Annotated in this window: 9 protein-coding genes; 8 read left to right on the top strand and 1 reads right to left on the bottom strand. The window is 66.6% G+C overall.

The window, feature by feature from the left end; genetic code table 11:
• Positions 1-29 precede the first annotated feature (29 nt).
• Complete coding sequence (locus V0R59_RS27690) at positions 30-1,643, top strand: GMC family oxidoreductase (protein ID WP_330077779.1); 1,614 nt, start codon at positions 30-32, stop codon at positions 1,641-1,643.
• Between the two features lie 144 nt (positions 1,644-1,787).
• Positions 1,788-4,772 carry an autotransporter outer membrane beta-barrel domain-containing protein gene (locus tag V0R59_RS27685; RefSeq protein WP_330077778.1) on the top strand — a complete coding sequence of 995 codons (2,985 nt, stop codon included), beginning with the start codon at positions 1,788-1,790 and terminating at the stop codon, positions 4,770-4,772.
• A 19-nt stretch (positions 4,773-4,791) separates the two neighbouring features.
• On the opposite strand, the gene V0R59_RS27680 is transcribed toward V0R59_RS27685, so the two are convergent.
• Positions 4,792-5,694 (bottom strand): ATP-binding protein, encoded by a 903-nt coding sequence (locus tag V0R59_RS27680; RefSeq protein WP_408005258.1) that lies wholly within the window; start codon positions 5,692-5,694, stop codon positions 4,792-4,794.
• Positions 5,695-5,903: 209 nt separating this feature from the next.
• Between V0R59_RS27680 and V0R59_RS27675 the strand changes: the two genes are divergently transcribed.
• From V0R59_RS27675 to V0R59_RS27650, 6 genes are all read left to right on the top strand, one after another.
• A complete protein-coding gene (locus V0R59_RS27675) occupies positions 5,904-6,668 on the top strand; it encodes a nucleotidyltransferase domain-containing protein (protein ID WP_330105849.1) in 765 nt (254 codons plus the stop codon).
• A gap of 106 nt (positions 6,669-6,774) precedes the next feature.
• Positions 6,775-7,401, top strand: a complete 627-nt coding sequence (gene yfcF, locus V0R59_RS27670) for a glutathione transferase (RefSeq protein WP_330077775.1) — start codon at positions 6,775-6,777, stop codon at positions 7,399-7,401.
• A gap of 76 nt (positions 7,402-7,477) precedes the next feature.
• A complete protein-coding gene (locus tag V0R59_RS27665) occupies positions 7,478-9,208 on the top strand; it encodes a SulP family inorganic anion transporter (RefSeq protein WP_330077774.1) in 1,731 nt (576 codons plus the stop codon).
• 257 nt (positions 9,209-9,465) lie between these two features.
• Positions 9,466-9,981: a sigma-70 family RNA polymerase sigma factor gene (locus V0R59_RS27660; protein WP_330077773.1), complete on the top strand. Its 516-nt coding sequence runs from the start codon at positions 9,466-9,468 to the stop codon at positions 9,979-9,981.
• On the top strand, positions 9,978-10,937 hold the full coding sequence (locus V0R59_RS27655) for a FecR domain-containing protein (protein WP_330077772.1): 960 nt from the start codon (positions 9,978-9,980) through the stop codon (positions 10,935-10,937). The genes V0R59_RS27660 and V0R59_RS27655 overlap by 4 nt, the downstream gene beginning before the upstream one ends.
• A 106-nt stretch (positions 10,938-11,043) precedes the next feature.
• On the top strand, positions 11,044-13,554 hold the full coding sequence (locus V0R59_RS27650; protein ID WP_330077771.1) for a TonB-dependent siderophore receptor: 2,511 nt from the start codon (positions 11,044-11,046) through the stop codon (positions 13,552-13,554).
• Positions 13,555-13,729: the final 175 nt, after the last annotated feature.

The raw sequence follows: 13,729 nt of genomic DNA, 5'->3' as shown, positions 1-13,729 counted from the left end.
GTTTTTCCCGACTTACGCGGTAAATGTGCATGACTTACGACTACATCATCGCCGGCGCCGGTGCGGCCGGTTGCGTCCTCGCCAATCGCCTGTCGGCCTCGGGCAAGTACTCGGTGCTGCTGCTGGAAGCGGGCGGCAAGGACGGCTCGTTCTGGTTCAGGATCCCGGTCGGCTTCGCCAAGATGTACTACAACCCGACCTTCAACTGGATGTACTACAGCCAGCCGCAGAAGCAGCTTGCCAACCGCGCCCTGTATGCGCCGCGCGGCAAGGTCCAGGGCGGCTCCGGCTCGATCAACGCGATGATCTACGTGCGCGGCCAGGCCCATGACTTCGACGACTGGGCGGCCAACGGCAACGACGGCTGGGGCTTCAAGGACGTGCTGCCGTACTTCCGAAAGCTGGAGAACCACCCGCTGGGCGACAGCGAGTACCACGGCGGCAGCGGTCCGATCAGCATTACCCCGATGAAAGGCCAGACCCACCCGATCTGCGACGTCTTCCTCAAGGGCTGCGAAGAGCTGGGCTACCCGCGCAGCGACGACTTCAACGGTCCGCGCTTCGAAGGCGCTGGTATCTACGACGTCAACACCCGCAATGGCCAGCGCTGTTCCAGCAGCTTCGCCCACCTGCACCCGGCGCTGGGCCGGGCCAACCTCAAGGTCGAGCACCATGCCCTGGTGGACCGGGTGCTGTTCGATGCGGCCGGGCAGCGTGCCATCGGCGTGCTGGTCAGCCAGAACGGGGTCAACCGCAGCTTCACCGCACGCAAGGAAGTGATCCTCTGCGCCGGCGCGGTGGACACGCCGAAGATTCTCCAGTTGTCTGGCGTTGGTGACCGCGCTCTGCTGGACAAGCACGGCATCGCGCAGGTCAGGCAGTTGCCGGCGGTGGGGCAGAATCTTCAGGACCACCTGTGCGTCAGCTACTACTACAAGGCCAATGTGCCGACCCTGAACGACGAGCTCAGTTCGCTGCTCGGCCAGCTCAAGCTGGGTATCCAGTACCTGCTGACGCGCAAGGGCGCGCTGGCCATGAGCGTCAACCAGGCGGGCGGGTTCTTCCGTGGCAACGACGAAGAGCACAACCCCAACCTGCAGCTGTACTTCAACCCACTGTCGTACCAGATCCCCAAGAACAACAAGGCCAGCCTCAAGCCCGAGCCGTATTCCGGGTTCCTGCTGTGCTTCAACCCGTGCCGGCCGACCAGTCGCGGGCATGTCGAGATCGCCTCGGGCAACCCGCGGGACGCGGCATTGATCGACCCGAACTACCTGAGCACCGAGAAGGACCGCGACGAAGCGATCCAGGGCAGCCGCCTGATGCGCCGGATCATGCAGGCCCCGGCGCTCAAGGGCATTACCGTGGATGAAGTGCTGCCCGGGCCGGCGGTGGAAAGTGACGAACAGATGCTGGCGTACTTCCGCGAGAACTGCGGATCGATCTACCACCTGTGCGGCAGCTGCGCCATGGGCGCGGATGAACAGACCTCGGTGGTGGACAAGCGCCTCAAGGTGCACGGCCTCGACGGGCTGCGGGTGGTGGATGCGTCGATCTTCCCCAACGTCACCTCGGGCAATACCCATGCGGCGGTGCTGATGGTGGCAGAGAAGGGGGCGGACCTGATCCTGGCGGATGCTTGATGCTGATGGCCCTATCGCTGGCAATTTGCGGTGCACGCGATCCTTGTGGGAGCTGGCTTGCCAGCGATGAGGCCAGCAGCATCAAACCGTAATATCGACTGGCCATATTAGGCGGCCTTCTCATAACGACAATGGCCGCCAACCATGCTTTTCACCCGTCATCGCCTTGCTCTCTGCGTCGCCCTCGCCAGCGCCTCCTTCGCGCCATCCCTGTTCGCCAAGGACTATTCGATCACCAGCGCCACCACCGACACCCTGGAATTGAAGAAGGGCGACAACCTCAGCGTGTCCGCCAAGGGCAGCATCGTGTCGAGCAAGGACGACGGGGTGATCCTGCCCAAGCACACCAGCGGCACCACCATGACCGTGACCAACGCCGGGATCATCCGTTCCACCGTGGCCCGCGGCATCGACACCAAGGACGAGGGCGAGGACGTCAGCGCCTACGTGATCAACAACCAGGCTGGCGCGCTGATCCAGGGCACCAACGACGGCCTGCGTTTCCAGACCAACCCCAGCGCCGGCGGCACCCTGAAGATCGTCAACGCCGGCACCATAGAGTCCACCGTCGATGGCCAGGCCATCGACCTGGAAGCCCTGAACAACGTCAAGTTCACCACCAGCATCACCAACGAAGCCACCGGGGTGATTCATTCGGTGGGCAACGACGCCATCAAGACCGGCTCCAACGCCGTGGTCACCAACTACGGGCGCATCTACACCGACACCGCGCCGCAGGACAAGGATGGCCTGGACCAGAAGTTCGACGGCATCAAGATCGGCACCTCCACCGGCGTCACCGTGTACAACTACGGCAGCATCAGCGCCGACCGCCATGGCATCGACCTGAAGACCGACACTACCCTCTACAACCATGGCGAAGTCACCGGGCGCAACGGTTCCGGCTTCGGCTCCGACGGCTCCGGCACGGTGTTCAACTACGCCGGCGGGGTGATCACCGGGGCCATTGCCGACGGCAAGATCAACGGTGACGGCGATGGCGTCGATATCGACCTGATCGGCCATATCTACAACGAAGGCACCATCCAGGGCCTGGGTGCCAAGGGCGTCGACAGCGGCGGCCGGCCCAACGGCAGCGAAGGCATCGCCATGGGCGGCGGGAGCATCGTCAACACCGCCAGTGGGGTGATCCGCAGCGTCGACAACGGCATCCTCGTCGACGACGGCGCCGAAGGCTCCGGCGAGGGCGCTACCAGCATCACCAACCTTGGGCGTATCGCGGGCGAGGGCGGTTTCGGCATCAAGCTGATCGGCGACTTCGCCGATACCGTGATCAACGGCGGCACCATCCACGGCGGCAATGGCCTGGCCCTGAGCATGGGCGCCGGCAACGACAGCCTGACCGTGCTCACCGGCGGCGTGTTCGAGGGCCTGGTGGATGCGGGCGAGGGCATCGACACCCTGACCCTGGACGGCAGCGGCAGCTTCGGCAACAGCGCCAACTTCGAGAAACTGGTGGTCAGCGGTGGCCGCTGGACCCTCAGCAGCGTCAACGATTTCAGCCAGGGGGGCAGCGTCCTGGCCGGTGCGACCCTGGTCAACCAGGGCAGCATCCTTGGCGCCATGGTGGTGGATGCCGGGGGCGTCTATGCCGGCGGTGGTTCGGTGGGCGGGCTGACCGTCAACGGCAGCCTGCTGACCAACACCGGCCTGGGCGTGGCCAAGGTCAATGGCGATCTGTCCTTCGGCAGCGGTGCCAGCCTGATGTACGGCGTCAACGCCGACGGCAGCAGTGCGCCGATCAGCGTCACCGGTACTGCCCATCTCAATGGCGCCACCCTGAACGTACAGCCTTCGGCGGGCGAGTACCCGTGGAAGAGCCAGTACACCGTGCTGACTGCCGGCGCGGTGGATGGCACCTTCGGCAAGGTCACCAGCGACTACGCGTTCCTGACCCCGACCCTGAGCTACAACGCCACCTCGGTCGGCCTCACCTACACCCGCAACGACGTGGCCTTCGAGCACTACAGCCAGACCGCCAACGGTGGTGCCGCGGCCCGTGCACTGGGCAGCCTGGGCAACGACAGCAAGCTGTACAACGCCCTGCTGAACACCTCCACCGGCACGGCCAGCAGCGCCATCGAGCAGTTGTCCGGCAGCAACACCGCCAACCTGGCGGCGGCGACCATGAGCGGCAGCGCCCAGGTCGCCGGCACGATGCTCGGCGCCATGCAGTCGATGGGCAGCAATGCCGGGCTGCTGGTGGGGCTGAACGAAGAGGACACGCCGGTCCTGGCCGCCACCGGCCTGCCGCAGGGCGTGCGCAACCTCAACGACCCGAATGCCCGCGGTCGCCTCTGGGTCCAGGCCCTGGGCAGCTACGGCAAGGTCGACGGCAGCCATGGCGGCAGTGCGCTGGAGCAGCGCACCGGCGGTGCGGTGATGGGCCTGGACTGGGCGCTCGGCAGCGACTGGCGCCTGGGTGTGCTCGGCGGCTATTCGCGCACGCGGCTGGATGCCACCGGGCTGGATGGCAAGGTCAATAGCTGGCACGCCGGTGTCTACGGGGTGCGGCAGAGCGGTGCGCTGGCCCTGCGCCTGGGTGCGGCGTACAGCGCCCACGATGGCGACAGCAAGCGCGACGTGGCCTTCAGTGGCTTCAACGAGCGCCTCAAGGGCGACTACGACGCCGACAGCCAGCAGGCCTTCGCCGAACTGGGCTACGCCCTGGGCAGCGGGCGCTTCAGCGCCGAACCGTTCGCCAACCTCGGCTACCAGCGTTATCACCGTGATGGCTACCGGGAGAAGGGCGGGGATGCCGCGCTGGCGGTGGACAGCGATACCCAGGACAACGTCACCAGCACCTTCGGCGTGCGCATCGCGCACCTGGGGCAACTGGACAACGGCATGAGCCTGACCCCGCGGGCGAGCCTGGGCTGGCGGCATGTCTACGGCAATGTCGATACCCGTACCCGCCAGGCGTTCATCGCCGGTGGCGATGCCTTCAGCGTCGAAGGCAGCGCGCTGGACCGCGACAGCCTGGTGGTCGAGGCCGGGCTGGAGCTGGGTGTCAGTGCGACCCAGTCGGTAAGCCTGGGCTACAACGGCGAACTGGGCAGCAACAGCCGCAACCATGCGGTCGTGGGGCAGTGGCAGCTGAAGTTCTGAGTCCGCGCCGGGCCGTGGCCTATCCGGCGAACCGCCCGGCGTAGTCCCGGGCGAACTGCGCGGCGATGCGCCCCGAGCGCGAGCCGCGCTGGATCGCCCAGCGGGTGGCGTGGACATGGGCGTCCTCGAACGCGTCCTCGGGCACGCCGTAGCTGGCCAGCCAGTGGTTGACCGCTGCCAGGTACTCGTCCGGCGAGAAGCTGTAGATGGAAATCCACAGGCCGAAACGCTCGGACAGCGAGATCTTTTCCTCGACTTCTTCGCCCGGGTGCAGCGCGCCGTTTTCGCCACGGGTCATGGACAGGTTGTCCGAGGCCCGTTCGGCGATCAGGTGGCGACGGTTGGAGGTGGCGTAGATCAGCGAGTTGGACGCCTGGCCGGCCACGGAACCGTCCAGCACGGTTTTCAGGCGCTTGTAGCCGATATCGCCTTCCTCGAACGACAGGTCGTCGCAGAACAGGATGAAGCGTCCTGGCTGGCGCGCGACGATCTCGATCACTTCCGGCAGGTCGCCGATGTTTTCCTTGTCGATCTCCACCAGGCGCAGGCCCTGGGGGTGGAATTCGTTGAGGCAGGCCTTGACCAGGGAGGACTTGCCGGTCCCCCGCGAGCCGGTCAGCAGCACGTTGTTGGCCGGCTTGCCCTGGAGGAACTGCAGGGTGTTGCGGCGGATCAGATCCTTCTGCCGCTCGATGTTCTGCAACTGCTCGAAGGCGATCAGCCCCGGCTGTGCCACCGGCAGCAGGGTGGCCTGGCTGACGCCCTGGCGCAGGCGGTATTGCCATTGCCAGGCGATCACGTCGGGGTCGAAGGTCCGCGCCGCTTCCGGCGGATAGGCACGCTCCAGGGCGTCGGCGATGCGTTTGAGCTGGGTCAGGACATCCAGCGAAAGGTCGTGCGGGTGCAGCGTCGGACTGTTCATGGCGGCGGGACAGGGCGGGTGACGGACAGGGGCGTCCATGATGCGGGGCGCCCTGCTGCCCGTCTAACGCGTGAGGGACAGCGATCGTCGCGTTAGGGACAATTTCGACGCTTCGGGGGTGGTCCGAGGCTGAAAGCGCTGGGCCGGTCGGCACGGAGATAGTGCATAGTGCGCCCTGGACCTTTCACACGTATGGACACGACTCGATGATGAAGCAGGAGACCCTTACCCCCGGCGAAGCACTGGCCGTTGCCGGGGCGGTTGTACAAGCACGCTATCCCGAGGCGGCGTTCGCTTATGTTGCGGGCTCGATCATGCGGGGGCAGGGTACCCGCTTCTCCGATATCGATCTTGTGGTGGTGTTCGACCGGCTGGAGGCGGCGTACCGGGAGTCCTTCCTGGTCGACGGGGTGCCGGTCGAGGCATTCGTCCACGATCCGCAAACCCTCGCCTGGTTCATCCAGGAAGATGCAAAACGAGGGCGCCCGAGCATGCTCAACATGGTCGTGGAGGGCGTTGTCATCGGTGAGGAGGGCAGTACTGCGCAAGCCTTGCGCGATCATGCCTCGGCGCTGCTGGCCGCAGGGCCTGCACCGCTGGCATCCACGGCCCTGGACACGCTGCGCTATGAAATCACCGATGCGCTGGATGACTTGCAGGGTGATCGGCCCGCCAGCGAGATCCTGGCCATCGGCGCCATGCTCCACCCCCGGCTGGTCGAGCTGGCATTGCGCGGCAGAGGGCGCTGGTATGGCACCGGCAAATGGGCACCCCGTCTCTTGAACGAACTGGACGCGTCCCTGGGCGATCGCTTCGACGCAGCCTTCCGTGCCCTGTTCACGGGGGGCGATACGGCGCTGCTCATCGATCTGGCTGAAGCCGAACTCGCGCTGCAGGGAGGCCGTCTGTTCGACGGGGATCGTCGCTGCGCGCCGGCATCCTGGCGATGCACGACCTGGCGGGATCAGGCCTGAAGGTGCCTGTGGGTATTCCGCCCTGGAATACCCCCATGAAAACGTTGGATTGTATTTCCCCTCGCAAACCTCATAGCGTGGTCACCTCAACCAAGGAGATCGCGCCATGAGTCAGTTCCGCCTGTATGTCGACGCCCGCCATGTCAGTCCCTATGCCATGTCGGTGTACATCACCCTCCGGGAGAAAGGTCTCGACTTCGACACCGTGCTGGTCGACCTCGATGACGGCGCCAACCAGGCCGACGACTACGCCCGGCTGTCCTTGACCCAACGGGTCCCGACCCTGCTGCACAACGGCTTCGCCCTGTCCGAATCCTCTGCCATCACCGAGTATTTGGAAGACCTCTACCCAGGCCATCCGGTGTACCCGCGCGACCCGCAGGAACGCGCCCGGGTGCGCCAGGTCCAGGCCTGGCTGCGCAGCGACCTGGTACCGATCCGCGAGCAGCGCTCGACCATGGTGGTGTTCTGCGGGGTCAAGGCCGGCCCGCTGTCCGCTGCCGGCCAGGCCGCGGCACGCAAGCTGATCGCCGCGGCCGAGGCGCTGCTGCCGGAGGGCACCGATCACCTGGCCGGGCACTGGTCGATCGCCGATGTGGAACTGGCGGTCATGCTCAACCGCCTGGTCCTCAATGGTGATCCGCTCCCGGCGCGGCTCAAGGCCTATGCCGAGCGGCAATGGCAGCGGCCGTCGGTGCAGGAGTGGGTGAACAAGGCTCGCCCGCCGCTGTAGAACAATCGGCGGGTGCGAGGGGCAGGGGATCCTTGCTAGATTCAGGGACTGTTTCCGTGCTGCCAAGGAAGTGCCAATGGATCACCCACCGTCCGTTCCCCCGTCCCTGCGCGACTGGCGCCGCTGGCTGCCGGGATTGCAATTGCTCAAGGGCTACTCGCCCACCTGGCTGCCGAAGGACCTGCTCGCCGGCCTGGTGCTCACCGCCATGCTGGTGCCGGTGGGCATCGCCTACGCCGAGGCCTCGGGCGTACCGGGGATCTACGGCCTGTACGCGACCATCGTGCCGCTGCTGGCCTACGCGCTGTTCGGCCCCAGCCGCATCCTCGTGCTGGGGCCCGATTCGGCATTGGTGGCGATCATCCTCGCCGTGATCCTGCCGCTGTCCGGCGGCGACCCGCAGCGCGCCATCGTCCTTGCCAGCGCCATGGCCCTGGTCTCCGGTCTCGTCTGCCTGGGGGCGGGCCTGCTGCGCCTGGGCTTCATCACCGAGTTGCTGTCCAAGCCGATCCGTTATGGCTACATGAATGGCATCGCCTTGACCGTGCTGATCAGTCAAACCCCCAGGCTGTTCGGCATTTCCGTTGAGAGCGACGGCCCGCTGCAGGATGTCTGGCACCTGCTGCGCGCGCTGCTGGATGGCCAGGCCAACTGGCATGCCTTCGCTATCGGCGGCGGCAGCCTGGCGATCATTCTCCTGCTCAAGCGCTTCGAGCGTGTGCCGGGCATTCTCATCGCGGTGGTGGTCGCGACGCTGGCCGCGTGGCTGTTCAGGCTGGAGGCCGAGCACGGGGTCAAGGTCACCGGCTCGTTGCCGCAGGGGCTGCCGGGATTCGCCTTGCCGCTTATCAGCTTCGATGACCTGCAGGCCGTGCTGGTCGGTGGTTTTGCCGTGGCCCTGGTGTCCTTCGCCGACACCAGCGTGCTGTCGCGCACCTACGCGGCAAAGACCCGCACCCCGGTGAACGCCAACCAGGAAATGATCGGCCTGGGCATGGCCAACCTGGCCACCGGGCTGTTCCAGGGCATTCCGGTGAGTAGCAGTTCGTCGCGCACGCCGGTGGCCGAAGCGGCCGGCGCCCGCACCCAGCTGGCCGGGGTCTTTGGTGCGCTCGGCGTGGCCCTGTTGCTGCTGTTCGGCCCGGACCTGCTCAAGCACCTGCCTACCAGCGCCCTGGCTGCGGTGGTGATCGCCGCCGCCATCGGCCTGTTCGAGTTCAAGGACCTGCGGCGCATCTACCGCATCCAGCAATGGGAGTTCTGGCTGTCGATAAGCTGTTTCGTCGGCGTCGTGGTGCTCGGCGCGGTGCCGGGGATCGGCCTGGCGGTGGTGATCGCGGTGATCGAGTTCCTCTGGGACGGCTGGCGGCCACACTCGGCGATCCTGGGCCGGGTCGAGGGCATTCGCGGCTACCACGACATCAGCCGTCACCCCCATGCCCGGCGGGTGCCCGGGCTGGTGCTGTTCCGCTGGGACGCGCCGCTGTTCTTCGCCAACGCCGACCTGTTCCAGAAATGCGTGCTGCGCGCGGTGCAGCAGGCGCCGGACCAGGTGCGGCGCATCGTCATCGCCGCGGAACCGATGACCAGCGTGGACGTGACTTCGGCGGACATGCTCATCGAGCTGGAGCAGATCCTTCGCGCCGACGGCATCGAGCTGCGTTTCGCCGAGGTCAAGGACCCAGTGAAGGACAAGCTGCAGCGCCTGGAAGTGCTGGCGCGGATCGGCCGGGACGTGTTCCAGCCGACGGTGGGAGCGGCGGTGGATGTGTATCTGGAAGAGCATCAGGTGGACTGGACGCCCTGATTCACGCCGGAGCAGCTCACAACCCTGTAGGAGCGGATTTATCCGCGATTGGCCGCGAAGCGGCCATAAAACCTGCCTCTTCGGTGCATCAGACAAAACCGGGACTCAGGATTTACGACGGCTTCGCCGCCGATCGCGGCGGTCCGGCGTTCCGGTGAATCCGCTCCTACACTGACCGCGTTGCCCTACATCCCCCATTGCCAAACCCGATACAAAAAGGTCAAATTGCAACTAATTCTCATTAGTGACCTGTTCCCATGTCCGCCGACGACCTCGCCCTGCGCTCCGCCACCCACGACCTCTACGCGACCCACAGCGGCTGGCTGCGTGGCTGGTTGCGCAAGCGCCTGGACTGCGGCAGCGATGCCGCCGACCTGGTCCAGGACACCTTCGTGCGGGTGATCAAGGCACGCCAGGCCCTGGAGATCCGCCAGCCGCGGCAGTACCTGAGCACCGTGGCCAAGGGTCTGGTGATCGACCTGTTCCGTCGCCGCGCCCTGGAACAGAGCTACCTCGAAGCCCTGGCCGCCTTGCCCGAGGACGCCTATCCGTCGCAGGAAACCCAGGCCATCGTCCTGGAAACCCTGATGGACATCGACCGCATGCTCGACAGCCTCGGCGATACCGTGCGCCAGACCTTCATCCTGTCCCAGTTCGAGGGCCTGAGTTATCCCAGGATCGCCGAGCGCCTGGGCATCTCCCTGCGCACGGTGAACAACCATATGGCCAAGGCCATGGAGCATTGCTGCCTGATCCGGATGGGCCTGCTGTGACGCCGCCACTGGCACCGGCCGAGCGCGAGGCGCTGCGCAGCGCGGCGCAGTGGTATGCGCGGCTGTCCTCCGGGATGGACAGCGAGGCCGAGCGCAGCCGCTGGCAGCACTGGCACAACGCCGACCCGTTGCACCGCCAGGCCTGGGAACAGGTCGAGGCGGTACGGCAGATGGTCGAGGGCGTGCCGGGCAGGGTGGCGGCGTCGGCGCTGCAGCAGTCCCGCGAGTCCCGTCGTCGGGTCCTGCGCCAGCTGCTGGTGCTGACCGGTGTCGGCACCCTGGGCTGGAGCGGCTGGGACAGCCAATGGGGCCGGGCGCTGCGGGCCAGCCACTACACCGAGGTCGGCGAGCAGCGCGCGCTGCGGCTCGCCGATGGCAGCCAGTTGCTGCTGGACAGCCACTCGGCGCTGGACGTGCAGTTCGACAATGAGCGCCGCCTGCTGCGCCTGCTCAGTGGCCGGGTGCTGGTGCAGACGGCCGCCGACCCGCTCGGCCGGCCGTTCCTTGTGCAGATCCCGCAGGGCACGGTGCGCGCACTGGGCACCCGCTTCACCGTGCAGACCGAAGCGCCGTTCTGCGAAGTGGCGGTACTGGAGAAGGCCGTGGAAGTGCGTCCCGCCGACAGCGACCAGGTGCTGCGCCTGGAGGCGGGTCAGCAGGTGCGTTTCGACGCTGCGCGGCTTGGCGCGCCCTGGCCCAGCGATGCCTCGGTGGCGTCCTGGCGCAGTGGCAGCCTGATCGCCATCCAGCGCCCCCTCGGCGAGCTGCTCGACGAGCTGTCGCGTTACCGCCGGGGCTGGCTGCGCTGCGATCCTGCCATCGCCGGGCTGAAGATTTCCGGCGCCTTCCCCCTGGATGACACCGACCGCGCCCTGGCGGCGCTGGAAAGCGGTTTCGGCCTGCGTATCGTGCGGCGTACCGACTACTGGGTCAGCGTGCTGCCGGCCCAAGGCTGAAGCCGCGCGAAAAAAATTCTCGTTCGCGTTGCACTGTTTGCCCATCCCGCTCGGCCAATCCTCAGATATGTGCCGTTTGCACATTTTCATCCTGGGGAGGAACACCATGAAGTACCCGCATGCCCGCCGGCTCACGCCCGTCGCGATCGCCATCCGCCTGACCTTCTGCGCCCTTGGCGCGGCCGCTCTGCCGGGCGTCGCCAGCGCCGCCGAGACCAGCGCCGAGCAGTCCTACCACATTCCCGCCGGTAGCCTGACCGCAGTGCTCAGCGCCTTTGCCTCGGCGTCCGGCAATGCCCTGTCGTTCGATGCCGCGCTGATCCAGGGCCGCCAGTCCAAGGGCCTCGAGGGTCGCTACAGCGTCGCCCGCGGTTTTGCCGTGCTGCTGCAGGGCACCGGCCTGCAGGCCGTGCCACAGAGCAACGGCAGCTACGCCTTGCGCCCGCTGCCGAGCGCGCAGGGTGCCCTGGAGCTGGACGCCACCACCGTCAACAGCCAGCGCCTGGATGCCACCAGCGAAGGCACCAACGCCTACGCCGCCCGGGCCCTGACCATCGGCAAGGGCACCCACACCCTGCGCGAGACCCCGCAGTCGGTGACCGTCCTCACCCGCCAGTACATGGACGACCAGAACGTCACCACCATCGACCAGGCCATGGAGAAGACCCCGGGCATCGCGGTGTACGAGTCGCCCATGGGCGGCAAGTACTTCTATTCCCGCGGCTTCATGATGCAGGGCCAGTACCAGTACGACGGCGTGCCGCTGGATGTCGGCGGCGAGTACGTGCAGGCCAACAGCTTCTCCGGCGACATGGCCTTCTATGACCGGGTCGAGGTGCTCAAGGGCACGGCGGGGATGATGAAGGGCACCGGCAGTTCGGCAGGCGGGGTCAATTTCGTGCGCAAGCGCGGGCAGGAAACGCCCAGCACCAGCGTGACCCTGTCGGCCGGCTCCTGGGACAACTACCGCGGGCAGGTGGACACCGGTGGCCCGCTCAACGAATCGGGGACCCTGCGCGGCCGTGCGGTGGTGGCGCTGCAGGATCGCCAGTATTTCTACGACCTCGGTCAGCGCGACGACCAGATCCTCTACGGCGCCCTGGACTACGACATCACCCCGGACACTACCCTGGGCCTGGGCGTCGCCTACGAACGGCTCGACGCCACGCCGTGCTGGCACGGCCTGCCGCGCTACAGCAACGGCAATGACCTCAAGCTGAGCCGCTCCACCTGCCTCGGTGCCTCCTGGAACAACTGGGAAAGCGAGCGCACCACGGTGTTCGCCGACGTCTCGCACCGCCTGAACGACGACTGGACGGCAAAGTTCGCCGGCGTCTGGACCCACAACGATCAGGACATGAAGTACGCCCTCTCGGAAACCAGCGGCGGTGTCAGGCCAGGGGCGACCACGGCGCCATCCGGGGTGTATTCCGGGGTGTTCGACTATGACCAGACCGACTACGGCTTCGATGCCTACCTGGACGGCAAGTTCGACGCCTTCGGCCTGCGCCATGAGCTGATCGTCGGCGCCAACGCCAGCCGTGCGCAGACCCGCGATCACTGGGCGCTGATCAACATGACCGGCCTGCTCGGCACGCGCCAGGATCCGCTCAACCCCAACCACGACATCCCTGAGCCGCCGGACAGCTACTACGCGCCCAACTCCTACCGTGGTGGCCCGTACCCGACCGAGTCGGACACCCGCCAGTTCGGCACCTACGCGACCCTGCGCCTGAAGCTGGCGGAGCCCCTGACCGCCGTGCTCGGCACCCGGGTCAGCTGGTACCGCAACAGCCGCGACTCCTACACCCAGGCCTGGGACTACTGGCAGCACGATCGCAGCCAGGAAAACGGCCAGGTCACGCCGTATGCCGCGCTGATCTACGACCTCGATGAACAGTGGTCGGTCTACACCAGCTACGCCGATATCTTCCAGCCACAGAGCACCTACACCGATGCGTCCGGCAGCCCGATCCAGCCCAAGACCGGCAGCAGCTACGAGGTGGGGATCAAGGGTGAGCTGATGGAAGGCCGGGTCAACACCGCCTTCAACCTGTTCCGCACCACCGAGGAACATCGCGCCGAGGCCAACTACAACACCGAATGCCCGGGGTCGTCGGACGGCTATTGCTACACCGATGCCGGCAAGGTGCGGGCGCAGGGCTTCGAGGCGGAAATCAGCGGCGAGGTCATCGACCGGCTGCAGGTGCTGGCGGGGTACACCTACACCCAGACCAGGTACCTGGAAAGCGCCAGCAGCAATCCGCAGGAACCGACCTTCACCGTCAGCTACTTCCCGCGGCACCTGTTCCGGGTCTGGTCGGACTACCAGCTGGGCGGGGCGCTGGAGCGCTTCAGCGTGGGCGCCGGGGTGACCGCGCAGAGCGAAGTGTCGGTGCGCGATGCGAACGTGCGGCCGGCGGTGGAATCGTTCCAGGCCGGGTATGCGATCTGGAGCGGGCGCATCGGCTACCGCATCGACGATCACTGGTCGCTGGCGCTCAACGGCAGCAACCTGTTCGACAAGAAGTACTACCAGAGCGTGGGGGCGGTTTCGTGGGGGAATTTCTACGGCGAGCCGCGTAACTTCATGGTGACGTTGAAGGGGACGTTCTGAGGTCGGCACCGGGCTTGTCGCAGTCAAGTGAAGGGCAATGCGTACCCTGTGGGAGCGGGTTCACCCGCGATTACGATGGTGGCATCACCGACGCCATCGCGGGTGAACCCCCGCCCCCCCGGGCCGCGGGGCCGTGGCGGCGCCGGGAGTGAGCACCGCCCGGGCTAGCAAAAAA

The sequence above is a fragment of the Pseudomonas ulcerans genome, assembly GCF_036324125.1.
In the GTDB taxonomy this organism is placed as follows: Bacteria; Pseudomonadota; Gammaproteobacteria; order Pseudomonadales; family Pseudomonadaceae; genus Aquipseudomonas; species Aquipseudomonas ulcerans.
The sequence above is the reverse complement of the archived record's forward strand: the minus strand, read 5'-3'. Positions and strand labels throughout refer to the sequence as shown.

Coding starts and splice junctions, on each gene's coding strand:
- V0R59_RS27685 (WP_330077778.1), top strand. CDS start 1,788: ATGCTTTTCACCCGTCATCGCCTTGCTCTCTGCGTCGCCCTCGCCAGC.
- V0R59_RS27660 (WP_330077773.1), top strand. CDS start 9,466: ATGTCCGCCGACGACCTCGCCCTGCGCTCCGCCACCCACGACCTCTAC.
- V0R59_RS27690 (WP_330077779.1), top strand. CDS start 30: ATGACTTACGACTACATCATCGCCGGCGCCGGTGCGGCCGGTTGCGTC.
- V0R59_RS27650 (WP_330077771.1), top strand. CDS start 11,044: ATGAAGTACCCGCATGCCCGCCGGCTCACGCCCGTCGCGATCGCCATC.
- V0R59_RS27675 (WP_330105849.1), top strand. CDS start 5,904: ATGAAGCAGGAGACCCTTACCCCCGGCGAAGCACTGGCCGTTGCCGGG.
- V0R59_RS27680 (WP_408005258.1), bottom strand. CDS start 5,694: ATGAACAGTCCGACGCTGCACCCGCACGACCTTTCGCTGGATGTCCTG.
- V0R59_RS27665 (WP_330077774.1), top strand. CDS start 7,478: ATGGATCACCCACCGTCCGTTCCCCCGTCCCTGCGCGACTGGCGCCGC.
- yfcF (WP_330077775.1), top strand. CDS start 6,775: ATGAGTCAGTTCCGCCTGTATGTCGACGCCCGCCATGTCAGTCCCTAT.